The 25285-nt window shown below is 56.0% G+C and carries 20 protein-coding genes and 1 pseudogene; 10 read left to right on the top strand and 11 right to left on the bottom strand.

The genetic code is table 11. From position 1 onward, the window contains the following. Positions 1-27 precede the first annotated feature (27 nt). From RW65_RS16655 to RW65_RS16640, 4 genes and pseudogenes are all read right to left on the bottom strand, one after another. Positions 28-390: a YibL family ribosome-associated protein gene (locus tag RW65_RS16655; protein WP_039057921.1), complete on the bottom strand. Its 363-nt coding sequence runs from the start codon at positions 388-390 to the stop codon at positions 28-30. Positions 391-445: 55 nt separating this feature from the next. Next, positions 446-1034 (bottom strand): annotated as a pseudogene (gene mtlR, locus RW65_RS16650) (mannitol operon repressor MtlR). After that, a complete protein-coding gene (mtlD, locus tag RW65_RS16645) occupies positions 1034-2182 on the bottom strand; it encodes a mannitol-1-phosphate 5-dehydrogenase (protein WP_502685563.1) in 1149 nt (382 codons plus the stop codon). The pseudogene mtlR and the gene mtlD overlap by 1 nt, the downstream one beginning before the upstream one ends. A gap of 107 nt (positions 2183-2289) precedes the next feature. Next, the gene (locus RW65_RS16640) at positions 2290-4200 is read right to left on the bottom strand and encodes a PTS mannitol transporter subunit IICBA (RefSeq protein ID WP_039057918.1); all 1911 of its coding nucleotides are present in this window, start codon (positions 4198-4200) and stop codon (positions 2290-2292) included. A gap of 513 nt (positions 4201-4713) precedes the next feature. On the opposite strand from RW65_RS16640, the gene RW65_RS16635 reads away from it, so the two are divergent. The 4 genes from RW65_RS16635 to RW65_RS16620 all read left to right on the top strand — a co-directional run bounded on the left by RW65_RS16635 (position 4714) and on the right by RW65_RS16620 (position 9262). Then, positions 4714-5322, top strand: coding sequence for a glutathione S-transferase (locus RW65_RS16635; protein ID WP_039057917.1), 609 nt, complete (start codon positions 4714-4716; stop codon positions 5320-5322). Between the two features lie 90 nt (positions 5323-5412). After that, positions 5413-6789: an L-seryl-tRNA(Sec) selenium transferase gene (gene selA / locus RW65_RS16630; RefSeq protein WP_039057916.1), complete on the top strand. Its 1377-nt coding sequence runs from the start codon at positions 5413-5415 to the stop codon at positions 6787-6789. After that, on the top strand, positions 6786-8633 hold the full coding sequence (selB, locus tag RW65_RS16625; protein ID WP_039057915.1) for a selenocysteine-specific translation elongation factor: 1848 nt from the start codon (positions 6786-6788) through the stop codon (positions 8631-8633). The genes selA and selB overlap by 4 nt, the downstream gene beginning before the upstream one ends. Positions 8634-8782: 149 nt before the next feature. Next, positions 8783-9262, top strand: a complete 480-nt coding sequence (locus tag RW65_RS16620) for a 4Fe-4S dicluster domain-containing protein (protein WP_039058016.1) — start codon at positions 8783-8785, stop codon at positions 9260-9262. Between the two features lie 34 nt (positions 9263-9296). On the opposite strand, the gene avtA is transcribed toward RW65_RS16620, so the two are convergent. After that, on the bottom strand, positions 9297-10547 hold the full coding sequence (avtA, locus tag RW65_RS16615; protein ID WP_353599047.1) for a valine--pyruvate transaminase: 1251 nt from the start codon (positions 10545-10547) through the stop codon (positions 9297-9299). Positions 10548-10687: 140 nt separating this feature from the next. Beyond that, positions 10688-12724 (bottom strand): alpha-amylase, encoded by a 2037-nt coding sequence (locus RW65_RS16610; protein WP_039057913.1) that lies wholly within the window; start codon positions 12722-12724, stop codon positions 10688-10690. A gap of 317 nt (positions 12725-13041) precedes the next feature. Between RW65_RS16610 and RW65_RS16605 the strand changes: the two genes are divergently transcribed. After that, the gene (locus RW65_RS16605) at positions 13042-13869 is read left to right on the top strand and encodes a protein bax (protein ID WP_039057912.1); all 828 of its coding nucleotides are present in this window, start codon (positions 13042-13044) and stop codon (positions 13867-13869) included. A gap of 54 nt (positions 13870-13923) precedes the next feature. On the opposite strand, the gene xylR is transcribed toward RW65_RS16605, so the two are convergent. From xylR to xylF, 4 genes are all read right to left on the bottom strand, one after another. Then, positions 13924-15102, bottom strand: coding sequence for a D-xylose utilization transcriptional activator XylR (gene xylR / locus RW65_RS16600; RefSeq protein WP_039057911.1), 1179 nt, complete (start codon positions 15100-15102; stop codon positions 13924-13926). Between the two features lie 102 nt (positions 15103-15204). Then, positions 15205-16386, bottom strand: coding sequence for a xylose ABC transporter permease XylH (gene xylH / locus RW65_RS16595; RefSeq protein WP_039057910.1), 1182 nt, complete (start codon positions 16384-16386; stop codon positions 15205-15207). Next, positions 16364-17905 (bottom strand): xylose ABC transporter ATP-binding protein, encoded by a 1542-nt coding sequence (locus RW65_RS16590; protein WP_039057909.1) that lies wholly within the window; start codon positions 17903-17905, stop codon positions 16364-16366. The genes xylH and RW65_RS16590 overlap by 23 nt, the downstream gene beginning before the upstream one ends. Before the next feature lie 86 nt (positions 17906-17991). Then, positions 17992-18984, bottom strand: coding sequence for a D-xylose ABC transporter substrate-binding protein (xylF, locus tag RW65_RS16585; protein ID WP_039057908.1), 993 nt, complete (start codon positions 18982-18984; stop codon positions 17992-17994). Between the two features lie 349 nt (positions 18985-19333). Between xylF and xylA the strand changes: the two genes are divergently transcribed. The 4 genes from xylA (at position 19334) to RW65_RS16565 (ending at position 23745) form a co-directional block, all read left to right on the top strand. Beyond that, a complete protein-coding gene (xylA, locus tag RW65_RS16580) occupies positions 19334-20656 on the top strand; it encodes a xylose isomerase (protein ID WP_039057907.1) in 1323 nt (440 codons plus the stop codon). 49 nt (positions 20657-20705) lie between these two features. After that, complete coding sequence (xylB, locus tag RW65_RS16575; RefSeq protein WP_039057906.1) at positions 20706-22160, top strand: xylulokinase; 1455 nt, start codon at positions 20706-20708, stop codon at positions 22158-22160. 128 nt (positions 22161-22288) lie between these two features. Continuing rightward, positions 22289-22825: an isochorismatase family protein gene (locus tag RW65_RS16570; protein WP_039057905.1), complete on the top strand. Its 537-nt coding sequence runs from the start codon at positions 22289-22291 to the stop codon at positions 22823-22825. Next, positions 22825-23745 (top strand): GlxA family transcriptional regulator, encoded by a 921-nt coding sequence (locus RW65_RS16565; RefSeq protein ID WP_039057904.1) that lies wholly within the window; start codon positions 22825-22827, stop codon positions 23743-23745. The genes RW65_RS16570 and RW65_RS16565 overlap by 1 nt, the downstream gene beginning before the upstream one ends. Here the strand turns inward: RW65_RS16565 and RW65_RS16560 are convergent. After that, on the bottom strand, positions 23738-24733 hold the full coding sequence (locus RW65_RS16560; RefSeq protein ID WP_039058015.1) for an acyltransferase: 996 nt from the start codon (positions 24731-24733) through the stop codon (positions 23738-23740). The two genes, RW65_RS16565 and RW65_RS16560, sit on opposite strands and share 8 nt — an antisense overlap. Positions 24734-24906: 173 nt before the next feature. Between RW65_RS16560 and RW65_RS16555 the strand changes: the two genes are divergently transcribed. Then, positions 24907-25206, top strand: a complete 300-nt coding sequence (locus RW65_RS16555) for a YsaB family lipoprotein (RefSeq protein WP_039057903.1) — start codon at positions 24907-24909, stop codon at positions 25204-25206. The last annotated feature ends 79 nt before the right edge of the window (positions 25207-25285 follow it).

Raw genomic sequence — 25285 nt, 5'->3', positions numbered from 1 at the left:
GGTGGAGCGACCAGGGCTATTTCGGCATCAGAACTCGGTGTTGGCAAAGCCGGTCATGGCGTCGAGGCCCATTTCGCGGCCCAGCGCGGTCATCGGATGGACGACGACAATCCCGCGCACGCTTTTCTTCAGCTTGCCGAGGTCCGCCTGCTCTTTCTTGGTGATGGCACGCTGGAAAGGCATTTTCATCAGCTTTTGCGCCTCTTTGCTCAGCTTCTGGCTGTACTGTTCACGCAGACGAGCGATTTCGGTTTCCAGCGTCGCTTTCTCTTTTTCCAGCTCAGCGTATTTCTCTGCGGCATCGACTAAGGAGAGATCCGCCTGCTGGTGGTGAATGGCGTCGAGACGGTCGCTCAGACGCTTGATTTCGTTCTTTTCAACTTCTTTCATGAGGCTCAGTTCGTTGGGGAGTAAAACGATAAGGATACAGTATTTATGGCGAAGGTTATTTCTGGAAAGCTTTTTTTAAGCTAATACGCGAGATAAGTTCAGTTAGCGAGAGCACCATCGTTGAACGTACGACCTGTTGATAGCGCTGTTTTTGCATGGACAAAAGCCTGGTATCGCTGGTGTCGAAAACCGGCGTCGGCGGCAGGGCGGCCACACAGTGCAGCTCACCGAACGGCCCGAGAATCTCATCATCCGTAAAGGCGTATTCTGTCCCGTCGTGATTCAGCTCTTCACGCAGCGCCATTAAAAGCTCCGCATCTTCATATTCCGCGCGGGAAATTACCCCCAGACCATATATCAGCTTTAAACGTACGGACAAATTGCCCAGCGGTCCATCTCCGTCAAGCAACGGCTCTACCGCGTATTTCACCGCGTAGTCATCTTTGCGAAACACCTGCAAAACCAGAATATTGATCGCCTCGTTGAGTAACTCTACGGCGGCAATCAAAAAGCTTCGCACGGTCTTGCCCGCATTCAGACGCTCGAGAACCCGGTTTTCGAAAGCCTGCGTTTTTTCCATTATTGCCTGCATATCTGACAATTTTCATTAGCTGGCGCGGGGTTTCCCGCGCCATAGTCGGCATCATGCCTTGGTGTTATAGAGGGACACGGCTTCGTTTACCACCGGGCTGTTGGCCTCCAGGCCGGAAACCTGCGCCAGCGCCACCTGTGGGCCTTTCTCTTCAATAAGCTGAGCCAGCTCCTGCGCCTGCGGATCCTGCTCGCTGCGATAATGCATGGCAGCGGCAATCCCTTTCAGCAAATTGGCGTGCGGCAGGTTGTACTCCAGCGTGCCGAGCAGCGGTTTAATCAGGCGATCGCCCGCGCTCAATTTGCGCAGCGGTTGACGGCCTACGCGCTCAACATCATCTTTCAGATAGGGGTTTTCAAAACGGCCCAGGATCTTCTGAATGTAGGCGGCATGCTTGTCGGCATCGAAGCCATAACGTTTAATCAGCACCGCGCCGCTCTCTTCCATTGCGCCTTTCACCACTGCCCGGATATCGGCATCGAGGATAGCGTCGCGAATGGTTTGATGGCCGGTCTGTTTTCCAAGGTAGGCGGTTATAGCATGCCCGGTATTCAGCGTGAAGAGTTTGCGTTCAACAAAGGCCATCAGGTTATCGGTGAGTTCCATACCCGGAATAGTCGGCAGCGCGCCTTTAAACTGGGTTTTATCGACGATCCACTCGCTAAAGGTCTCAACGGTGACTTCCAGCGGATCGTTAGTCGCGGAGGCTGACGGCGGAACAATACGGTCAACGGCGGAATCGACGAAACCCACGTGCTCTTCGACCCAGGCTTTGTCAGCATCCGCCAGCGCCGCCATGACATGACCTTTCAGCTGCGTGGTGCCGCGCACCATGTTTTCACAGGCGATAATATTCAGCGGTGTGTTAATACCCTGCGCTTTACGTTTTGCCAGCCCTTTAGCGATGGCGGGCGCGATGCGCTCCAGTACCACCGGGCCAACCGCGGTGGTGACCAGATCGACGTGGGCAATCAGTTCGATAACCTCGTCGCCAATGCTGCTTACCGCCTTAACGCCGGAAACAGTATCGACCTGTTCTTTTTCGCCAACCACATGCACCTGATAGCTATGACGGGCATTCAGGGCGTCGAGTACCACCTGATTCACATCGGCGAACGTCAGTTCAATCCCCGCGTCGGCGAGCAGTTTGCCGATAAAGCCACGTCCGATATTACCTGCGCCAAAATGTAATGCTTTCATAGTCTTAACCTTCATCAATGTTTTTACCCGAGAGGGCTGGGGTGAGGAACCGCAGCGACTTCTCCTCACCCTAGCCCTCTCCCCGGGGGGAGAGGGAGGAAAACCGATTACTTGCCGAGCAGCGCCAGCACTTCTTCAACGCTGGTAGTATGCGCCAGACGTTCAATCACTGTCTCGTCGTCCAGTGCGTTGGTCAGGCTGGTAATCACCTGAATGTGCTCATTGTTACGCGCCGCGATACCAATCACCAGGCGAGCAATGTCTTCCGCTTCTTCACCGAAGCGAACGCCTGCCGGGTACTGGCAGAACACCACGCCGGTTTTCAGCACGCGATCTTTTGCTTCCACTGTGCCGTGCGGTACCGCGATAGACTCACCCAGATAGGTCGGGGTCAGTTTTTCACGTTCCAGCATCGCATCCACATATTCCGGCTGAACGTAGCCACCTTTCACCAGCTGCTCACCGGCAAAACGGATCGCTTCTTCTTTGGTACTCGCGGTGCGGCCCAGGAAGATGTTCTCCGCGCCCAGCTTGAACAGGTTGCTGTTCGGCGTATCAAAGCTGTCCTGCAGGCGGCTGGTCACTTTGGCTTCGTTGTCCGTATGGCGCTGTGCGGCAACCAGACGTTCCGTCAGGTTGGTATACAGGCCGCTATCCAGGAAGTTGGTCAGGGAGATATGCTGCGCCTGCGGTGCCTGGCGCATTGCGCGTTCTGTCAGATCGCGGTGCGTAATCACCAGGTCAACGTCAGACGGCAGGTTGTTAATGGCGCTGTTGGTGACAGAGATGCTGCTCAGACCCGCATCCTGCACTTTTTTGCGCAGCACGCCTGCGCCCATGGCGCTGGAGCCCATACCTGCATCACAGGCCACGATGATTTTACGCACGTGGCTCAGGTCGTTAGCCACATCGCCAGCCGCCAGCGGAGTCGCGCCTTTAGACTGTGCTTTCATATCCTGCATACGACGGGTAGCCGCTTCGATATCGTCTTCTTCGTCTTTCACCTTGCTGGTTTTCAGCAGGATAGCGGAGACAACAAACGAGACGGCCAGCGCAGCGAAGATAGCCGCCACGTTAGCGAAGTAGGCACCTTTCGGCGTCATCGCCAGCACCGCGAGGATAGAACCCGGGGAAGCCGGAGAAACCAGACCGCCGTTCAGTATGGTCAGGGTAAACACGCCGGTCATACCGCCGAGGATCACCGCCAGCAGCAGACGCGGATTCATCAGTACGTACGGGAAGTAGATTTCGTGGATACCGCCCAGGAAGTGGATGATAGCCGCGCCGCCAGCAGACTGTTTAGCACTGCCGCGACCGAAGAACATATAGGCCAGCAGGACGCCCATACCCGGACCCGGGTTGGCTTCAATCAGGAAGAAGATGGATTTGCCAAGCTCATGGGACTGCTGAATACCCAGCGGTGAGAAGATACCGTGGTTGATGGCGTTATTGAGGAACAGGATTTTCGCCGGTTCAACAAAGATGGACGCCAGCGGCAGCATTTCGTGGGCAACCATAAAGTTAACACCCGCCGCCAGAACCTTGGACAGCACTTCAACCGCCGGACCGATGCCGAGGAACGCCAGAATGGCGAGGATCATCCCGATGATGCCCGCGGAGAAGTTATTCACCAGCATTTCGAAGCCGGATTTGATTTTGCCATCAACCCAGTTGTCGAAATGTTTGATAGCCCATCCGCCCAGCGGACCTGCAAACATCGCGCCGAGGAACATCGGCATATCCGCACCGACGATAACGCCCATCGTGGTGATGGCACCGACCACGCCGCCGCGATCGCCACCCACCAAACGACCACCGGTATAACCGATAAGCAGCGGCAGCAGATAAGTAATCATTGGACCAACGAGTTTCGCCAGCATCTCGTTAGGTAACCACCCTGTAGGAATAAACAATGCGGTGATAATCCCCCACGCGATAAACGCGCCGATATTCGGCATCACCATATTGCTGAGAAAACGACCAAAGCTTTGCACTCTGATCTTGATATCGGATGACATAAAACACCCCTTCTTATGTTTGCTATCGCACAGGCCGGAAGCCCGAGGTTTTGTTGTTAACGTGGCGGCAGAGGTAGCCGGACCTGGTTATCCATGACGCGAAATCTCGCACCGAATCAGTAAACTGTCCAGATGGGAACTTTTTATGTGATATTGATCACACTAATACAGGGGGTATGCCACCGTTTAGTGTGATTTTGATCACAAAAATTACGTGTAAAAAAAGAACAATGAACAAAATATGCACTCGATAAGGCGATAAATGTGAGGTTATTCACGTTTTATCGTTGGTTGTTTGTTATGTATTTGTGATTTAGATCACAAGATATTTTCCCCAGGACTTTTCTGAGTGTGATCTGTAGCAAAATGGATTTTTGCCCCTTGCAGCGCGTGTAACTTCCTTTCACCGGGACGCACTTAATTACTGTGGCGGCAGAACTTTACATCCTGATGAACCAATCTTCGTTCGCTCGTTCATACTTAGAGTCTTGTTGGCAAAAAATGGAGAAGGCAATGAAACTGATCGGCAGCTATACCAGCCCTTTTGTACGGAAAATCTCGGTGATCCTGCTGGAAAAGGGCATCACCTTCGAATTTGTCAATGAACAACCTTATAACGCTGTCAATAGTGTGGGTCAGTACAATCCGTTGGGTAAAGTACCGGCGTTGATTACCGATGACGGAGAAGTGTGGTACGACTCACCGATCATTGCCGAATATATTGATTCGCTAAACATCGCCCCGGCCATGCTGCCTGCCGACGCGAAAGCGGCGCTGAAAATTCGCCAACTGGAAGCGCTGGCCGACGGCATTATGGATGCGGCGCTGGTATCGGTTCGCGAACTGACACGCCCGGTAGAACAGCAATCCCAAACCGAACTGCTGCGTCAGCGGGAAAAAGTGATGCGCGGGCTGGATGCGCTCGAAAGCTACTTACAAGGCGGTACGCTTAGCGTCGATACGCTAAATCTGGCCACCATCGCCATTGCCTGCGCTATCGGCTATATCAATTTCCGTCATGTTTCACCCGGCTGGTGCGTCGACAGGCCGCTGCTGGTGAAGCTGGTGGAAAATCTGTTTCAGCGCGAGAGTTTTGCCCGCACCGAGCCACCCAAGGCTTGATAACTATTATGTCCGCCTGAGCAACTCACGCTACAATGCCCCCACGTCAAACCCCTGACGGGCGGGGGCAATTCATAGCCAGGCCTTTTCATGACAACTCTTTACAGCCAGATCCCCTCAACCGATCGTCTGTTGCGTGACGAGGCGTTCGCCACGCTCTTAATCACCTTCGGCCACAGCCGCGTGACCAACACGTTGCACCAGCTGCAGGACGAGGCGCGCGCGCAGATCCGCGAAGCGCAGACATTACCCGCCTGGAGCCATGATTGGGCCGCGGCGGCGCAACAACGGCTGGAACAGAGCGACCGCTCCGCCCTGCGCCCGGTATTTAACCTGAGCGGCACGGTGCTGCACACCAATTTAGGCCGTGCGGTACAGCCGCAGGCCGCCATTGATGCCGTCACGCAGGCGATGGGCTCGCCGGTGACCCTCGAATATGACCTCGACGGCGCGGGACGCGGCCATCGCGATCGCGCGCTGGCGGAGATCCTTTGCGAGCTTACTGGCGCGGAAGATGCCTGCATCGTTAATAACAATGCCGCAGCGGTATTATTGATGTTGGCGGCCACGGCGGCCGGGCAGGAAGTGATTGTCTCGCGCGGGGAGCTGGTGGAGATTGGTGGCGCGTTTCGCATTCCCGATGTGATGCGCCAGGCTGGCTGCGTGCTGCATGAAGTGGGCACCACCAACCGCACCCATGCAAAAGATTATCGCCACGGGATCAATGACGCGACCGCGCTGCTGATGAAGGTGCACACCAGTAATTACCAGATTGAAGGCTTTACCAAAGCGGTGGATGAAGCCGAGCTGGTGTCCCTTGGCGAAGAATATGGCCTGCCGGTGATTGTTGATCTGGGCAGCGGATCGCTGATCGATTTAAGCCGCTACGGTTTACCGCAAGAACCGATGCCGCAAACGCTGATTGCCGCCGGCGTTAGCCTGGTGAGCTTCTCCGGCGATAAACTGCTGGGCGGCCCGCAGGCCGGGATTATCGTCGGCAAAAAAGCGCTAATTGCCCAGCTGCAGCAGCATCCGTTAAAACGCGCATTGCGGGCGGATAAAATGACCCTCGCGGCGCTGGAAGCGACGTTGCGCCTCTATTTGCACCCGGAAAAGCTGCAGCAAAATATACCGACGCTGCGTTATTTAACGCGCCCGGAAGCCGACATTCGTCAGCAGGCGCAGCGCTTATGCGCGGCGCTTACGGCACGATATGACGAGTTTGAGCTACGGGTTGAAGCCTGCCTGTCGCAAATCGGCAGCGGCTCACTACCGGTAGACCGCTTGCCGGGCGCGGCGTTGACCTTTACCCCGCGCGACGGCAGCGGACGTCGGCTGGAAACCCTGGCCGAGGCGTGGCGGGCGCTGCCGCAGCCGGTTATTGGTCGTATTTACGCGGGTCGGCTGTGGCTCGACTGCCGTTGCCTTGATGATGAATCGCGCTTGTTGGAGATGTTGCTGAAATGATTATTGCCACTGCCGGGCATGTCGACCACGGCAAAACCACCCTGATTGAAGCCCTTACCGGCGTCAATGCGGATCGCCTGCCGGAAGAGAAAAAGCGCGGCATGACCATCGATCTCGGTTACGCCTATTGGCCACAGCCGGACGGGCGCGTGCCGGGCTTTATCGATGTTCCGGGGCATGAAAAATTTCTCTCTAATATGCTGGCGGGCGTCGGCGGCATTGATCATGCGCTGCTGGTAGTGGCCTGTGACGATGGCGTGATGGCGCAAACCCGCGAGCATCTGGCGATTTTACACTTAACCGGCAATCCGGCATTAACCGTGGCGCTGACCAAGGCCGACCGCGTCGACGACGCGCGCATTGCGGAAGTCCGTGCGCAGGTTGAAAACACACTGCAGGAATTTGGTTATCCGCAGGCGACGCTGTTTGTTACCGCCGCCACGCAACAGCGCGGCATTGCTGAGCTGCGTGAACACCTGCTGCAGCTGCCCGAACGCGCGCACCCGGAGCAGCAGCGTTTTCGCCTGGCGCTGGATCGCGCATTCACCGTCAAAGGCGCAGGGCTGGTGGTGACGGGAACGGCGCTCTCCGGTGATGTGCGCGTGGGCGATACGTTATGGCTTACCGGCGCAAACAAACCGATGCGCGTGCGCGCGTTACATGCGCAAAACCAACCCGTCGAGCACGCCCATGCCGGGCAGCGCATTGCGCTGAATATTGCCGGGGATGCGGAAAAAGAGGCTCTTAGCCGGGGCGACTGGCTGTTGTCGCAGCAGCCGGATGAACCGACCGAGCGGCTGATTGTCGCCCTGCAAACCCACGTTCCGCTCAGTCAGTGGCAACCGCTGCATATTCACCATGCCGCCAGCCACGTGACCGGGCGCGTCTCGCTGTTGGAAAATGGTCTTGCCGAACTGGTGCTCGATACCCCGCTGTGGCTGGCGGATAACGATTTGCTGGTGCTGCGTGACATCAGCGCGCGAACTACCCTTGCCGGGGCGCGCGTGGTGACGCTGAACTCACCGCGACGCGGCAAACGCAAGGCGGATTACCTGGCATGGATCGGCGAACTGGCGCAGGCCAAAGATGATGGTGAAGCGCTGGCGGTACACTTATCGCGCGGGTCAGTGAATTTGCGTACCTTCGGCTGGGCGCGCCAGCTCAGCGGCAGCGGTCTGGCACAGCTGCTGGACAATCCGGGCTTTATCCGCGCCGGGGATAATCTGCTTAACGCGCCGGTGGCGGCGCGCTGGCAGCGTAAGCTGCTGGAAACCCTGGCGACTTACCATCAACAGCACCGCGAAGAGCCGGGACCGGGGCGTGAACGCCTGCGGCGGATGGCGCTGCCGATGGAAGATGAAGCGTTAGTGTTAACGCTGATTGAGCGCATGCGCGAACACGGCGATATCCATAGCCATCACGGCTGGCTGCACTTACCGGATCATAAAGCGGGTTTCAGCGACGAGCAGGCCGCGCTTTGGCAAAAAGCTGCGCCGTTGTTTGGCGACGAGCCCTGGTGGGTGCGGGATGTTGCCCGGGAAGTCGGCGTTGATGAGCAGGTGATGCGTGGCGTGCTGCGGCAGGCAGCGCAGCAGGGGCTAATTACGGCGATCGTGAAAGATCGTTATTACCGTAACGATCGAATTGTCACCTTCGCCAGTATGATCCGCTCCCTCGATCAGGGCCGTGGCTCTACCAGCGCGGCAGATTTCCGCGATACCTTGAACGTCGGTCGCAAACTGGCGATTCAAATTCTGGAGTATTTCGACCGCATCGGCTTTACCCGCCGCCGTGGCAACGACCATATCCTGCGTGACAAGGCGTTGTTTCTCAAAGAAGAGTGATCGCCTTTAGGGCTGTGCGGCTCGCCTGAGCCTGGCTGCCAGAAACGTCTATGCAAATGACCAATCTGGCCGCTTCCCCGCGTGCGATCAAAGCAATGCGGCGCCTTTTTCTGGCACCCTTGGCATTTTGCGTTGAGGGGAGCCAGGGAATGAACCGTTTTATTATCGCCGATGCGGCAAAATGCATTGGCTGTCGCACCTGCGAAGTCGCGTGCGTGGTGTCCCATGAAGATAATCAGGACTGCTCCGTCGTCAAACCTGCGACCTTTGCCGCGCGTATCCGCGTGGTAAAAACGGGCGCGTTTTCAACCGCGGTTACCTGCCATCATTGCGAAGATGCGCCTTGCGCGAATGTCTGCCCGGTCGGCGCGATCGGTCGGGTTAACGGCGCGGTACAGGTTGAACAGTCGCGCTGTATCGGCTGCAAGAGCTGCATGATGGCCTGCCCGTTTGGCGCGATGCAGGTTATGCGCATTGAAAACCGGGCGCAGGCGCTAAAGTGTGATTTATGCCAGCACCGCGATAACGGCCCGGCCTGTGTTGAAGCCTGCCCGACCAAAGCGCTTAGCTGTATTAACCCGGCAGCGCTGCGGGCGAGTCGCCTGCAAGGCCTGCATCTGGTGCCGTAAAAAAGCCCTCAATTGAGGGCTAAATACTGATGCGTTAGTTCTCTTGCCAGGCACGTTCGATCTCTTCGGCAAGAATTTTCACTCCCGCTTCGATAAGCGCCGGTTCCGGTACGTAGTTCATGCGCATGCACTGATGGGTATGCGGCCAGGGTTTATCCAGCCCTGGAAAGAAGTAATCTCCCGGCACCATCAGCACGCCGCGTTTTTTCAGACGCTGATAGAGCAGCTCGGTGGAGATCGGCAGATCTTTAAACCACAGCCAGAGGAATATCGCCCCTTCCGGTTTATGGATCAGGCAGCGCTCCGCCGGTAAATAGCGCCGCAGCGTGGCAATAGTTTCCTGAACACGCTGGAAGTAAAACGGCTTAATCACCTGCTCGGAGAGACGCAGCAGGTCTTTACGTTTGATCATTTCGCACATCATCGCCGGACCCATACCGCCGGGCGCAAGGCTGATAATGGCGTTCATATTGCGAATGGCAGCGATCACTTTTTCGCTAGCGATGATGATGCCGCAGCGGCTGCCCGGCAGGCCCAGCTTCGATAGGCTCATACACAGAATAATGTTCGGATTCCACAGCGGGCGCGCTTCACTAAAGATAATGCCGGGGAAAGGGACGCCGTAGGCATTATCAATCACCAGTGGGATATTGTGCTGATTGGCCAGCGCATCCAGCTTCAACAGTTCTTCATCGGTGATGACATTACCCGTTGGGTTGGTCGGGCGCGAGACGCAGATCATGCCGGTCTCTTCGCCAATATGCAGATGTTCGAAATCGACGTGGTACTTAAACTGGCCGTCCGGCAGCAGTTCAATATTCGGACGCGCGGAGACAAACAGCTCCTCTTCGAGCCCGGAATCGGCATAGCCGATGTATTCTGGCGCCAGCGGGAAGAGCACTTTTCGGCTGCTGCCATCGGCGCGACGGCCGGCAAACAGGTTAAACAAGTAGAAAAACGCGCTCTGGCTGCCGTTGGTCAGTGCAATATTCTGCGGCTCAATATCCCAACCTAACTCTTCACGCAGCATCCCCGCCAGCGCGGTCAGAAGCTCCGTTTTACCCTGCGGACCATCATAATTGCACAGTGCTTCAGTCGCTTTACCGTTTTCCACCATCTCTGTCAGAAGCTGCTGGAAGTAATCGGTCATCGCCGGGATCTGTGCCGGGTTACCGCCGCCGAGCATAATCGCGCCAGGGGTGCGTAAACCGTCGTTGAGATCCTCCATCAAGCGCGTAATGCCTGCATGGCGGGTAAATTTGTCGCCGAAAAGTGAAAATGTCATTGCTACTGCTCTGTCGGGCTGCGGATCAAAGTGGCTAACCATAACGCTCAGAACGGCGGGGTGCAAATCGCCGTTACATGAGGTTTGCCAACTTTTATCCCAACCTTATCGAGATAGTTAGCATAAAACGCTAATAATGCTTAGCGGCGAGGCGCGCCGGCCCACACTACCATCACTTTGTCGTCGCCCTGCGCGCGGACAAACCCGTAACCCTGCGGCAGGGAAAGGGTTGTCTGTTTGCCCATCCCCAGCGCCGGATGGCGGGCGCGGAACTGGCCAAGAGTTTGCCAGTGGCGCAGCGTGGCCGCGCTTTTGCCGTCGAGATCCTGCCAGTTCATATCCGATCGCGTACCCTGCAACGGATCCGACCCCGTTGCGCCAAACGGGCGGGCGCTTTCGTCGCCATAAAAGATCTGCACGGCTCCCGGCGCAAGCAGCAGAAGCTCCGCCGCTTGCTGACCGCCCTCGCGGAACAGCCGGGTATCGTGGGAAGAGAGATAGCTGAGAACATTAAATTGCTGCAGCTTATCGGCCATCTGCTGCCAGACGCTATCCATATTCGCCAGGCACGTTGCCGCATCGGCGGCCTGCTGCTGATAATCGAAATTGATCATCGCGTCGAAGCCATGGTTGTAATAGTCGCTGTGCATCACGCCATGTCCCCAGGATTCACCGGTCATCCAGAAGGGAGCATCATCGATTTTTTTCTGCGGATTGGCCTGTTTCCACGCCGCCAACGCCTGTGTGGCCTGGGTTTTTAACTGCTGCCAGGCAGGCAATTCAACATGTTTGGCGGTATCAACGCGAAAACCGTCAATGCCGTATTCGCGCACCCACGCGCTAAGCCAGTGGGTGAGATAATCCCGTGGCGTATAGCCGGCGATTTCCCGCGCGGCCGTATCCGGTTTGTGTCGATAGAACAGCGGCAGACCGGAAGCTGTAGTGGATTCGGTTTTCAGATCCGGTAAAAACGCCAGCGACATGGTGAGATCGTCAAAACCGGGATTGTCGTAATCGCCAATATCGGTGCGGATCCAGTTTTTGCCCCACCAGTTTTGCCAGGCGCTTTTATCGCCAAAGTTGATGTAATCATTAAAGCTGTGCCAGCTCTGCCCGGCGGCGGGCCGCCAGTCGGTCCAGCGCTCGCCGAGGATTTTTTTGCGCTCGTCATCTTTCAAATAGAGCGCGCCGAACTGGTAGGTTTGCATATCGGCCAGCGTCGCATAGCCGGTGTGGTTCATCACCACATCAAACAGCACGCGAATGCCGCGCCGGTGGGCTTCATCCACCAGCGTGCGCAGATCATCCTCGTTGCCCATATTGGCATCAAGACGGGTCCAGTCGAGGGTGTAATAACCATGATAGGCGTAATGGGGGAAATCCCCTTTGGTGCCGCCGCCAACCCAGCCGTGGATCTGCTCCAGCGGCGAACTTATCCATAATGCGTTGACGCCCAACTGCTGCAAATAATCGAGTTTGCTGGTAAGCCCCTTCAGATCGCCGCCGTGAAACGTGCCAATTTCCTGCAGGCCATCTTTATGCCGCCCGTAGCTATTGTCATTAGCGGGATCGCCATTCATAAAACGGTCGGTAAGAACAAAATAGACCGTGGCGTTATGCCACTGAAAGGGCGCTGCGCGCTGGGTTTGCGCTGATTCGAGCAGCAGCAGCCCGTCGCTCTCTGGCGCAGGCTGCAGCGTGATTTTCCCGTCGCGCACGGTGGCGGTTTGTTGGCTGTAGAAGTCCCGCACCACACTGCCTTCGGCGAAGGTGTCGCCGACGGCTACTGTCAACGGCTTATCGTCACGCACCGGGCACTGGCGCGCCACGCTGGCGGTGACTTTGGTGGCCTCATTTTTAACGCTCAGCAGCAGCGTTGGCGTGCCGGAGCGGGTATCAAGCTGGAGTTGGTAATCGCCATCACGGAAAATCCGCCACTGCGGTGCGCCGTCGCTGCAGGGCTTCAAAGAGAGCATTTGGTTCAGCTTGATGTTACCAACAGGCTGCCAGCATTGCTGGCCCTGCTGTAAGGCAATCTGATGCTCGCCTTTAGTAAGCGTCGCCTGGCTGCGCCAGAGGCCGGTGCCGTCATCGGTTAAAGGGGGAAAACCGGTCGCGGACCAGTCGGCGAGGGCGAGGCCGGGAAGCAACAGCAGTAACAGCGCGGAGTGTTTCATCGGAAGTCCCTGTGATGGCGATATTTCCCCAGTTTGCCACGCCGGTTGCCGGGCGAACTCATCCCGTGCGCGTTATCGCCAGGGAGGAGGGCGCAGGGTGAGCGATTGCGCCGCTGTTGTGAAGGCAGATTTGCGATAACCGCCACAATTTTGGCCGATTGTTCGCTTTTCAAGCAGTTTACCCATGACATCATTTCAGAATTGGATTATTTCTGTTAGTGCTCTGAAGGGTTAATTTTGGTATGATTTGAGATTCAGCTCTCAAAATCGGGCCAATAAGAAGGTGTTGGAATGTTGAAATCCGACCAGGAGACCTAATGATATCGATACCCATGCGACGACTTGGGGCGACGATACTCATGTTTTCCACTCTGATATTTTCAGGGGGGGTGCTGGCAAAGACGCACGCAGAAACAACGAGTTACAAAGCCCACGTCACTAAGGCAAGCGTAAAAAAACAGGCAAGCAGTAAACAAGAGTATTCTCGCAATAGTGTAAATAGCAGTTCACTTCCTGATTTGCGAAAATACCCTTCCGGAACACCAAGGAAAAAAGCGTTTCTCCGGACAGTAATGCCTTATATCACCAGTAAAAACTCTGCGATTACCGCCGAGCGTAACTGGCTGATGTCAAAACAGTATGACAGCCAATGGTCATCTGCTGAACGCACGCGTCTAAAAGACATTACTAAGCGCTATAAAATCAGCTGGAACGGAAATACGCGCCGTATTCCGTGGAATTCCCTGCTGGAGCGCGTCGACATTATCCCGGACAGCATGGTCGCTACAATGGCGGCTGCGGAAAGCGGCTGGGGTACGTCAAAACTGGCGCGTTCAAACAACAACCTGTTTGGTATGAAATGTGCCAAAGGGGCCTGTAAAAACGGGGCGGGTAAAGTGAAAGGCTACTCTCGCTTTGAGTCGGTGCAGGAATCCGTTGACGCTTACGTCACCAATCTGAATACCCACGCGGCCTATGCCTCTTTCCGTAAATCCCGCGCGCAGCTGCGTAAAGCGGATCAGGAAGTGACGGCGACCAATATGATTCATAAGCTTAAGGGTTACTCGACCCGCGGCACCAGCTACAACAACTACCTGTTTGCCATGTATCAGGACAATCAGCAGTTAATCGCCGCCCATATGTAATCGCAAATAACGCCTTCCAGCAGGAAGGCGTTTTTCTTTGCGCTAAAGCCTGCGCTAGATAAGAATTTCGCTGTAACGGTCGCGGTAATCTTTCGGCGTGCTCTCGTACTCTTTACGAAAAACGGAATAGAAATATTGCAGCGACGGGTAGCCGCACATCTGGGAGATTTCGTTGATAGAAAGCGTTGTCGAGACCAGCAGGCTGCGCGCCTTCTCCAGTTTTTCCGCATGAATCACCGCATGAATCGTCTCGCCGACCTCTTCTTTAAAGCGTTTTTCCAGGTTTGAGCGCGAAATACCCACCGCATCCAGCACCTGGTCGACTTTAATTCCCTTACAGGCATGATTCCGGATGTAATGCATCGCCTGAATCACCGCCGGATCGTTAAGGGAGCGGTAATCCGTGGAACGCCGAGCCACCACGCGCATCGGCGGAACCAGCAGCCGCTGCAGCGGCATATTTTCATTCGCCAGCAGACGGTGCAACAGCTTCGCCGCCTGGTAGCCCATTTGCCGCGTTCCCTGCGCCACGGAAGAGAGCGCAACGCGCGACAAATAGCGGGTCAGTTCTTCGTTATCAATGCCGATCACGCACAGTTTCTCCGGCACCGGAATATGCAGATGATCGCACACTTGCAGCACGTGACGGGCGCGGGCATCGGTAACGGCGATAATGCCAGTCTGCGGCGGCAGGGTTTGCAGCCAGTCCGCGAGCCGGTTTTGCGCATGCTGCCAGTTCTCGGGCGCCGTGGTCAGCCCCTGATAAACCACGCCGCGATACTTCTCCTGCGCCACCAGCTGGCAAAAGGCGTGTTCGCGCTCCATCGCCCAACGCTTACCGCTGGATGAAGGTAAGCCGTAGAAAGCAAAACGGTGCACCCCTTTCTCTTTCAAATGCAAAAATGCGCTCTCAACCAGCGCATAATTGTCCGTCGCGATGTAATGCACCGGCGGATAGTGCTCCGGGAGATGATACGAGCCGCCGACGCCGACAATCGGCACGTCAACATCCGCCAGCAGCCGCTCAATCTCCCGGTCGTCATAATCGGCGATCACGCCATCGCCGAGCCACTCTTTGATATTTTCAATCCGTGCGCGAAAGTCCTCCTCGATGAAGATATCCCACTCGGATTGCGACGCCTGTAAATATTCGCCGACCCCTTCGACAACCTGGCGGTCATAGGCTTTGTTGGCGTTAAATAACAGCGTGATACGGTGGCGCTTCTCAAACATGTTGGTTCGCTTCCTGACTCTCTTTCCGTACTGCTTATCATATTCATCATGCTGATAAATAAAAAAGATCCGGCAGTGTGATCGGGCCTGAATTCACGCAGCTTAAGCCCGGCGTTTGGTCGCGGAATCCATCCACACGGCCAACAGCAAAATGGCACCTTTAACGATATATTGCCAGAACGTCGGCACATCCATCATGCTCATGCCGTTATCCAGCGAGGCCATGATAAACGCCCCCATCACCGCGCCCGCCACGCTACCAATCCCGCCCGCAAGGCTGGTACCGCCAATTACGCAGGCAGCAATCGCATCCAGTTCGGCGATATTACCGGCGGAAGGGGAACCCGCGCCGAGACGCGAACTGAGGATCAAGCCGGCTATTGCCACCATTAAACCGTTAATGGCAAATACCGCAAGCTTGGTACGCTCGACGTTAATCCCGGAAAGACGCGCTGCTTCGAGGTTGCCGCCGATAGCATAAATACGGCGGCCAAAGGCGGTACGCGTCGCCATAAACATGCCCGCCAGCAGCAGCAGCGCCAGCAGCAGCACCGGCGTTGGGACGCCACGATAATCATTTAGCAACCAAATGGCACCAAGGACAATCACGGCGATTATCGCCTGGCGACCCACCGCTGACGTCGAGGCAGAGGTCGAAAGCCCCAGCGCCTGGCGGCGCTGACGTCCGCGCCACTGCCAGGTCACAAAGGCTAACAGGCCGAGCACGCCGACGCCGAAACCGACGCTGTCGGACAAATAGCTTTGGCCAATTTGCGACATCGCCGCGCTGGTGGGCGAAACGGTGGTGCCGTTAGTAATGCCAATCAGCACGCCGCGAAACGCCAGCATTCCCGCCAGCGTGACGATAAACGACGGTACTTTACGATAGGCCACCCACCAGCCGTTCCACGCGCCGAGCAGCAGGCCGAGCACCAGCGTCACGGCTACCGTCAGCGGCAGCGGCCAGCCAAGCCAGACGTCGAAAATCGCCGCCACGCCGCCCAGCAGCCCCATCATCGAGCCGACGGAAAGGTCGATTTCTGCCGAGATAATAACGAAGACCATTCCCACCGCCAGAATGCCGGTAATCGCCGTCTGGCGCAGCAGGTTAGAAACATTACGCGCGCTCAGATAGGCGCCATCGGTCATGCCGGTGAAAAACAGCATAATCACCACAATGGCGGCAATCATCACAAACACTTGCAAATTAAGCGACTTAAGCCCGGAGAAAGGCCCCGGGGATGCGGTAGTTAACTTGATTTCAGACGGGTTGCTTTTCGACATGATGTTCGCTCCTCAGCGCCGCTTCCATGACCTGTTCCTGGGTCAGATTACGATTAATTAGGTCGGCCTTTAGCTTGCCCTCATGCATCACCAGCACCCGATCGCTCAGCCCCAGCACTTCGGGCAGTTCGGATGAGATAACAATGACGGCGATCCCCTGCTGCACCAGTTGGTTAATCAGTTTGTAGATTTCATATTTCGCGCCGATATCGATGCCGCGCGTGGGTTCATCGAGGATCAGAATGCGTGGGTTGAGCAGCAGGCAGCGGGCAAGGATCGCCTTTTGCTGATTGCCGCCGCTCAGACGACCAATCGCCAGCTCCGGCGAAGATGTTTTCACCTTCAGCCGCTGCAACGATTGCAGAATACAGGCCTGCTCGGCGGCATCATCCAGGCTACTTAACGCACCGGTAAACTGATTCAGCGCTGCCAGCGTAATGTTCTTGCCCACCGCCATTACCGGCACAATGCCGTCCCTTTTGCGATCTTCGGGCACCATCGCAATACCAAAGTCGATAGCCTGCTGGCAGTTGTTAATTTTGACCCGCTTGCCATCAAGGTAGATCTCGCCTTCCCAGCGCCCCGGCCAGACGCCAAACAGGCATTGCACCGCTTCCGTGCGCCCCGCGCCGACCAGCCCGGCGATACCGAGAATTTCGCCGCGTTTCAGGCTAAAGGAGATATCGTTCACCCGTTTGATATGACGGTTGACCGGATGCCAGGCGGTCAGGTGTTCAACGCGCAGGATCTCTTCGCCTGTCGTATGGGGTTCATTGGGGTACAGGGCAGTCAGTTCGCGCCCCACCATCATGGTGATAATGTCGTCTTCACTCATCACGGCGGCATCACGGGTACCAATATGCTTGCCGTCGCGGATAACGCAGATCACATCGGATATCGCTTTCACTTCGTTGAGCTTGTGGGAAATATAAATGCAGGCGATATCGTGATTGCGCAGGTCGCGGATAATATCCAGCAGTACGGCGGTTTCCTGCTCCGTCAGCGACGCGGTAGGTTCATCAAGAATAAGCAGCCGCACCTGTTTGTTCAGCGCTTTAGCGATTTCCACCAGCTGCTGTTGCCCAAGCCCTAAATCGCCGACGCGGGTATCCGGCGAAACCATCAGGCTCACCTGCTTGAGCAACTTTTCGCAGCGCAGCGTCATCATGTCGTAATCCATCACGCCGTGACGGACGATCTCCGCGCCGAGAAAGATGTTCTCCAGCACCGTTAAATGTTTCACCAGCGCTAGCTCCTGGTGAATGATGGCGATCCCTTTGCGCTCGGTATCGCGGATATGGCTGGCTTGCAGGGTTTCGCCGGCAAAAATAATCTCTCCTTCGTAGCTGCCCGCCGGGTAGATCCCACACAGCACCTTCATCAGCGTAGATTTTCCAGAACCGTTCTCGCCGCACAGCGAAAGCACCTCGCCCGCGTTCAGGTGCAGGCTGACATTATCAATCGCCTTTACCACGCCGAAGGTTTTGGTGATGTTCTTCATTTCGAGTAAATAAGGCATAGCTGCTCCACATCATTGGCAGGTAGCGCCTGAAAGAAAGAGCGGCCAGCGCGCCTGGCAGGCTTGAGACAGGCGCGCCGGTGCTTTTAGAGCTGGTCTTTTTGATGGAAGCCGTCTTTGATAACCGTGGCGTCAATGTTGTCTTTCGTGACTTCAATTGGCGTCAACAGGCGGGAAGGCACATCTTTCAGGCCGTTGTTAAGGGTGGTGTCCGCTTTCGGATCTTTGCCATTACCCATCTCGACGGCGATCTCGGCGGCGGTATTGGCCAGTTGGGTAATCGGTTTATAAACCGTCATGGTCTGGCTACCGTTAATCAAGCGTTTAACGCCTGCAAGATCGGCATCCTGGCCCGAAATCGCCACTTTGCCCGCCAGGCCCTGAGCGCTCAGCGCCTGAATCGCACCGCCCGCCGTGGCATCGTTGGAAGCGACCACCGCGTCAATTTTGTTATTGTTGGCGGTCAGGGCGTTTTCCATAATCTTCAGCGCGTTCTCCGGCAGCCAGCCGTCGACCCATTGATCGCCGACAATTTTAATTTTGCCGCTATCAACATAGGGCTTTAACACTTTCATCTGCCCGGCGCGGAACAGCTTGGCGTTATTATCAACCGGCGATCCGCCCATTAAAAAGTAATTGCCCTGTGGCACTTTACTCACCAGGCTTTGCGCTTGTAATTCACCCACTTTTTCATTATCGAAGGAAATATAGAAGTCGATATCGGCATTATTTATCATGCGATCGTATGCCAGAACTTTAATTCCTTCCTGCTTCGCTTCTTTAATTACGTTACTTAATACCTGACCGTTGTAGGGAATAATAACCAGCACATCGACGCCGCGGTTTATCATATTTTCAATTTGCGACATCTGGGTTTCTTCGTTGCCGTTGGCAGACTGAACAAAGACATTTGCGCCGAGGGATTCAGCTTTTTTCACAAAAATATCGCGGTCTTTTTGCCAGCGCTCGAGGCGTAAATCATCAATCGCCATGCCGATTTTTACCTCTTTAGCATGACCGAACGCGCTTGCCAGCAGCAGGGAGGCGCAGAGTGTAAGGCAAAGATTCTTTATCTTCATAATAGGAATACCTTTTGTAGGGTGAAGGGCGAGATAAAAGAAACATGCACAGCTTTAGACGAGCAAATTCTTAACGCAGAAATCCAGGCTGGCAATTACAGATTTTTATCCGGGCGTTACGTTTTTTGGTTTATTTCCTGATTTATGACCGCGATCTTATTTTAAAAAAAGCAAAACCGATTTTGCATAAAAATCAGGGAGGAAGATTGCAGCCAGCGTTCTCATTATTTTGCGAGCCAGCGCACGTTTGTGCATTCTCTTAATAGCAGTGTGAAATAACGTAATTGAGCGAGTCAGGGAGAGAATCCAGTATTACTGCAGGTTTATACACTCGCCAATGGAGCTCATTATGCAAGCTTATTTCGACCAGCTGGATCGGGTTCGTTTTGAAGGTCCAAAAACCACGAATCCTTTAGCGTTTCGTCATTACAATCCCGATGAGCTAGTGCTCGGTAAGCGCATGGAAGATCACCTGCGTTTTGCTGCCTGCTACTGGCACACGTTCTGCTGGAACGGCGCAGATATGTTTGGCGTGGGCTCCTTCGATCGCCCATGGCAGCAGCCGGGTGAAGCCATCGCCATGGCGAAGCGCAAAGCCGATGTCGCTTTCGAGTTCTTCCATAAACTGCATGTGCCTTACTACTGCTTCCACGATGTGGATGTCTCGCCGGAAGGGGCGTCGCTGAAAGAGTACCTGAACAACTTTGCGCAGATGGTGGATGTGCTGGCTGAAAAACAGCAGCAGAGCGGCGTGAAGCTGTTATGGGGTACGGCGAACTGCTTTACCAACCCGCGCTACGGTGCCGGTGCGGCGACCAACCCGGATCCGGAAGTGTTCAGCTGGGCGGCGACGCAGGTGGTCACCGCTATGAACGCTACCCACCAGCTCGGTGGTGAAAACTACGTGCTGTGGGGCGGTCGCGAAGGGTATGAAACCCTGCTGAACACCGATCTGCGCCAGGAGCGCGAGCAGATTGGCCGCTTTATGCATATGGTGGTTGAGCACAAACACAAAATCGGTTTTCGCGGCACGCTGCTTATCGAACCGAAACCGCAGGAACCCACCAAGCACCAGTACGATTATGACGCCGCCACGGTGTATGGCTTCCTGAAACAGTTCGGTCTGGAAAAAGAGATTAAACTGAACATCGAAGCGAACCACGCTACGCTCGCCGGTCATTCGTTCCATCATGAAATCGCCACCGCTATCGCCCTTGGGCTGTTTGGTTCCGTGGATGCGAACCGCGGCGATCCGCAGCTAGGCTGGGATACCGACCAGTTCCCGAACAGCGTCGAAGAGAACGCGCTGGTGATGTATGAAATTCTCAAAGCGGGCGGTTTCACCACCGGCGGCCTGAACTTTGACGCCAAAGTGCGTCGCCAGAGCACCGATAAATACGATCTCTTCTACGGCCATATTGGCGCGATGGATACCATGGCGCTGGCGTTGAAAGTGGCGGCGCGCATGGTGGAAGAGGGCGAGCTGGATAAACGCGTAGCGAAGCGTTATGCGGGCTGGAATGGTGAACTGGGCCAGCAAATTTTGCAGGGTCAGCTTAGCCTGGCGGAGCTGGCGAAGTACGCTGAGCAACAGAACCTGGCACCGCGTCACCAGAGCGGCAATCAGGAGCAGCTGGAAAACCTTGTCAACTACTACCTGTTTGATAAGTAACCCGTTCTGCGCCGCAGGCTATGCGGCGCACTAAAAAGGAGTGGTCACTATGTATATCGGGATCGATCTCGGCACTTCAGGCGTGAAGGCGATTCTGCTCGGCGAGCAGGGCGATGTGCTGGCCTCCCATACGGAAAAACTCAGCGTATCGCGACCGCACCCGCTGTGGTCAGAGCAGGATCCCGAAGCGTGGTGGCAGGCGACGGACCGCGCCGTACAGGCATTAGGCGCGGCCCACTCGCTACAGCAGGTAAAAGCCATTGGCCTGGCGGGGCAAATGCATGGCGCAACGCTTCTCGATAGTGCGAATCAGGTGCTGCGCCCGGCGATTCTGTGGAACGACGGTCGCTGTGGCGAAGAGTGCGCGCTGCTGGAAGCGAAGGTGGCAAACTCACGCGCTATCACCGGGAATCTGATGATGCCCGGTTTTACCGCGCCGAAGCTCCTGTGGGTGCAGCGCCACGAGCCAGACATATTCGCCCGTGTGGCGAAAGTGCTGCTGCCGAAGGATTTCTTGCGCTTTAAAATGTCCGGGGTGTTCGCCAGCGATATGTCCGATGCGGCGGGAACGATGTGGCTGGATGTGGCGAAGCGCGACTGGAGCGACGAGATGCTGGCCGCCTGCGCGCTTACGCGTGCGCATATGCCGAATTTATTTGAAGGCAGCGACATCACCGGTGAGCTTCTGCCGGAGATTGCGCGGCGCTGGGCAATGCCGGTGGTGCCGGTAGTCGCGGGCGGTGGTGATAACGCCGCCGGTGCCGTTGGCGTCGGCATGGCGGATGCCGGGCAGGCGATGCTGTCGCTGGGTACTTCCGGGGTCTATTTTGCCGTCAGCGAAGGCTTTCTTAGCAAACCTGAAAGCGCGGTACACAGTTTTTGTCATGCTCTGCCGGGCCGCTGGCATTTGATGTCGGTCATGCTGAGTGCGGCTTCCTGCCTGGACTGGGCGGCGAAGCTGACGGGGCTGGAGTCGGTTCCGGCGCTGATTAACGCTGCGCAACAGGCGGATGAAAATGCCGGTGAGCTGTGGTTTTTGCCTTATCTTTCCGGCGAACGCACGCCCCATAACAACCCGCAGGCGAAAGGGGTATTTTTCGGCCTCACTCATCAACATGGCCGGGAAGAACTCGCCCGCGCCGTGCTGGAAGGCGTCGGTTACGCACTGGCGGACGGGATGGATGTGGTGCACGCCTGTGGCGTAACGCCGCAAAGCATTACCCTTATCGGCGGCGGGGCGCGCAGCGCGTGGTGGCGTCAGATGCTCGCGGATATCAGTGGATTACAGCTTGATTACCGCACCGGCGGCGATGTTGGGCCTGCGTTGGGCGCGGCGCGGCTGGCGCAAATTGCCGTTAACCCGCACACGCCGCTGGCGACGCTTCTGCCGCAGCTCCCCGTTGAGCAGCAGCACATGCCGGATGCTGCGCGCCATGCGCTGTATGCGCCGCGCCGTGAAACCTTCCGTCGTATTTACCAGCAGCTCCTGCCGTTAATGGTCTAATTTTCACTGCTTCTCCGGCCCACCGTTAAGTGGGCCGGAATCATCATAATGTTGTCCGTTTTTGGTCTTAGCAGACGCATAAAGCCTTGCCAGAATAGCCTTAACCCCATTGAGCAAGGAGTCCTGAAATGACCCGCACCGCGCTAATTAATATCGACACCCAGCAATCTTTCTTCCATCGTGACTACTGGCAAGAGACGGATTTCCCGGCGTTTACTCAGGCCATCTCCGCGTTAATTGCCGGTTGTGAAGCGCGCGGCGTGCCGGTAGTGGATATCTTTCACGTCGCCGACAGCGGGCCGTTTTCGCTGGAGAGCGGCTTTGTCACACCGATGCCCTTTTTGCAGCACCGGGCCGCCGTGACGTTTTATAAGTATGTCCACAATGCCTTTACCGATACCGGGCTGGATCGCTGGCTGCGGCAGCGGGATATTAATCATCTGATTATCTGCGGCATCCGCACCGAGCAATGCTGTGAAACCACCGCGCGCGTGGCGTCAGATCTGGGCTATCGCGTCACCTTTGTCAGCGAAGCGACGTTGACCTTTCCGATGACCCATAAAGGGGTTACGCTGGATTGCACTGCGCTGCGCCATCATACCGAAACCGTGCTGCAAGGCCGCTTCGCCGAAATTAAAACCGTCCACGAAATTCTGGAACTTTAATGACCACAGATGTCTGGTTTGTGATGCTTCCCGGCGTGCTGGCGCTGGATATGGCTGGTCCGGCGGAAACCTTCGCGCTGGCGGGCAATGCCTTTCGCCTGCACTACATCGGCCCGGAGGCGATCGTCCCGACATCAATTCACCTGACGATGGGCAATATCTCGCCCTTACCGGATTCGCTCCCTGCAGGAAGCCTGCTGGTGTTACCCGGCGTCTCTGATTCGACGCTGTTCTTTGATACGCCGCAGGCGAACGTGGTGCGCCACTGGCTAATGCGCCTGCAACCGCTGATCCACAGCCAAAGCATCACTTTGATGTGCGTCTGTTCCGGCGCGGTGCTGGCGGCGAAAGCAGGTCTGCTAAACGGCATTCACTGCACCACCCACCATGATGTGATTGCGCGCCTGCGCGCGGTGGCCCCGGCAGCGCTGGTGAAAGAGAACCGGATATTTATTGAAGATCGCAGCATCTGGACCAGTGCGGGCATCACCTCGGGAATCGATCTGGCGCTGCATCTGATTAGCCGCCTTTGTGGGCCGGAAATGGCGCTGGCGGTGGCGCGGGAAATGGTGGTCTGGTTTCGTCGTTCCGGTGAGGATCCGCAAATCTCGCCGTGGTTGCGCTACCGCAACCACCTGCATCCGGCGGTTCATCGCGCGCAGGATGCGCTGACGGCCGAGCCGCAAAGGGCCTGGCAACTCGACGATATTGCCCGCCAGGCCCACGTTAGCCCCCGGCATTTAACGCGGCTCTTTCAGCAGCATCTGGGCATCAGCGTACGCGACTACCTTGAGCAGCTGCGGCTGGTGATCGCCGAGCAGTATCTGTTGCAGGGACGCGGCATGGAACAGGCCGCACTTGCCGCCGGTTTTTCCTCGCCGCGCCAGCTACAGCGTGCGCGTTTGCGCGCCCTTAACTGACATAACGGCGTCTGTCGACGCGCTGTACCAGCATCGAAAGCGCCAGGCTTGACAGCAGCGTGGCGGTGAAAATCCACACAATATCGAGCAGCGGTGAGGCGTGGATCTCGACGCCGCGCGTACGCAGTGCGTGAATAATTAAGGCGTGAAAGCCGTATATCCCCAGCGAATGCCGCGAAATAAGCGCCAGCCCGGGCAGCGTGCGGCTATTAAGGGTATTTTTGACTAGCGTAAACAGCGACATGGCGCAGAGGAATACCAGCGGACCGCAGTAGAGGTACCAGGTATCGGCGAAGTTTCCGCGCCATTTCAGCTCGTTGAGCGTGCCGCGCGAAATCCCCCATACGGCGGCAACAAACAGCATCGCGCAGGCCCAGCTGATGGCGCGTTTTTGCGTCTCCATCGTGCCAATAGCGCGCCCCAGCATGCCGTAAAGAATGTAGTAAAACGTATCACCGTTGATATAGAGATTGACCGGCAGAAACGTAAAACCATCTATTTTCTGCGCTACCGTATTCGGGTTGGCGACAATGCCAATCACCACCACTAATGCCAGCAGCATTTTCCCGCTCAGGGCTTTTACCTGAATCAGCGGCGACACCAGATAGATAACGATAATCGCAAAGAAAAACCACAGGTGATAGAAAACCGGTTTTTGCAGCAGGTACTTCACCGATAACTCACTGTTAATAGAAGTAAAGAATACGATATAGAGCAGGGCTACCAGGCTGTAGAACAGCAGGCACAGCGCGATACGCAAAAAGTGGCGCGGTTGGGCGCTGCGTTCGCCGAAAAACAGGTAGCCGGAGATCATAAAAAACAGCGGGACGCTAACGCGCGATGCGGAGTTTAAAAAGTTAGCGATATTCCAGTCAAAAGAAGTGATGCTGGCCGGGTTGGTAATATACCAGGTGGTGGTATGGATCATCACCACCATTAAACAGGCGATCCCTCGCAGATTATCAATCCAGTTAATTTTCGACGGCATCTGTTCCTCTGTTTTCATCGTAAACGCGAATCTCCTGAGACTGAGAGATTATCCCCCTGTTTCATTAGATAATTCTGAGTTTTATCGCTCTCGCTTGTGCGTTTTGCGCAGCTTTGCAAAATAGGTTTCTCTCGCCATTAAAAATAACAGCCCGTGAGCAGGCAGTGATAAAAATGATGAAATGGATTGCCAGCGCGCTGGTGTTACTGGTAGCTGGCTGTAGCACCAGCGCCGATATTCCCGCGCAACAGGCGCAAAAAGCCCGGCCCGATGCGGTACATTCGCTGGATATGGAAACGCTATGCAGGGAAAACGCGGCGCATCGCTACAACACCGTCGCTGAAAAAATTGCTGTCACCCGCTTTGAGCAATTTCAGGGTAGCTTTGAAATGCGGGGCACTACGCCGCGCCACGAAGCCTTTGTCTGCGCCTTTGACGCAGAAGGCCAGTTTTTACACCTTTCGATGCGCTAAGCCGCCGGTTTCGCGCCGCACGGCGCGCGCTTTCCTCAATTTTCCTTAAACAATCCGGTTTCGTACTGTATATCTCGCA

It is taken from the genome of Enterobacter sp. Bisph1 (assembly GCF_000814905.1).
Classification (GTDB): Bacteria; Pseudomonadota; Gammaproteobacteria; order Enterobacterales; family Enterobacteriaceae; genus Kosakonia.
This window is presented reverse-complemented; position numbering and strand designations above follow the sequence as displayed.

Coding starts and splice junctions, on each gene's coding strand:
- RW65_RS16655 (WP_039057921.1), bottom strand. CDS start 390: ATGAAAGAAGTTGAAAAGAACGAAATCAAGCGTCTGAGCGACCGTCTC.
- mtlD (WP_502685563.1), bottom strand. CDS start 2,182: ATGAAAGCATTACATTTTGGCGCAGGTAATATCGGACGTGGCTTTATC.
- RW65_RS16640 (WP_039057918.1), bottom strand. CDS start 4,200: ATGTCATCCGATATCAAGATCAGAGTGCAAAGCTTTGGTCGTTTTCTC.
- RW65_RS16635 (WP_039057917.1), top strand. CDS start 4,714: ATGAAACTGATCGGCAGCTATACCAGCCCTTTTGTACGGAAAATCTCG.
- selA (WP_039057916.1), top strand. CDS start 5,413: ATGACAACTCTTTACAGCCAGATCCCCTCAACCGATCGTCTGTTGCGT.
- selB (WP_039057915.1), top strand. CDS start 6,786: ATGATTATTGCCACTGCCGGGCATGTCGACCACGGCAAAACCACCCTG.
- RW65_RS16620 (WP_039058016.1), top strand. CDS start 8,783: ATGAACCGTTTTATTATCGCCGATGCGGCAAAATGCATTGGCTGTCGC.
- avtA (WP_353599047.1), bottom strand. CDS start 10,547: ATGACATTTTCACTTTTCGGCGACAAATTTACCCGCCATGCAGGCATT.
- RW65_RS16610 (WP_039057913.1), bottom strand. CDS start 12,724: ATGAAACACTCCGCGCTGTTACTGCTGTTGCTTCCCGGCCTCGCCCTC.
- RW65_RS16605 (WP_039057912.1), top strand. CDS start 13,042: ATGATATCGATACCCATGCGACGACTTGGGGCGACGATACTCATGTTT.
- xylR (WP_039057911.1), bottom strand. CDS start 15,102: ATGTTTGAGAAGCGCCACCGTATCACGCTGTTATTTAACGCCAACAAA.
- xylH (WP_039057910.1), bottom strand. CDS start 16,386: ATGTCGAAAAGCAACCCGTCTGAAATCAAGTTAACTACCGCATCCCCG.
- RW65_RS16590 (WP_039057909.1), bottom strand. CDS start 17,905: ATGCCTTATTTACTCGAAATGAAGAACATCACCAAAACCTTCGGCGTG.
- xylF (WP_039057908.1), bottom strand. CDS start 18,984: ATGAAGATAAAGAATCTTTGCCTTACACTCTGCGCCTCCCTGCTGCTG.
- xylA (WP_039057907.1), top strand. CDS start 19,334: ATGCAAGCTTATTTCGACCAGCTGGATCGGGTTCGTTTTGAAGGTCCA.
- xylB (WP_039057906.1), top strand. CDS start 20,706: ATGTATATCGGGATCGATCTCGGCACTTCAGGCGTGAAGGCGATTCTG.
- RW65_RS16570 (WP_039057905.1), top strand. CDS start 22,289: ATGACCCGCACCGCGCTAATTAATATCGACACCCAGCAATCTTTCTTC.
- RW65_RS16565 (WP_039057904.1), top strand. CDS start 22,825: ATGACCACAGATGTCTGGTTTGTGATGCTTCCCGGCGTGCTGGCGCTG.
- RW65_RS16560 (WP_039058015.1), bottom strand. CDS start 24,733: ATGCCGTCGAAAATTAACTGGATTGATAATCTGCGAGGGATCGCCTGT.
- RW65_RS16555 (WP_039057903.1), top strand. CDS start 24,907: ATGATGAAATGGATTGCCAGCGCGCTGGTGTTACTGGTAGCTGGCTGT.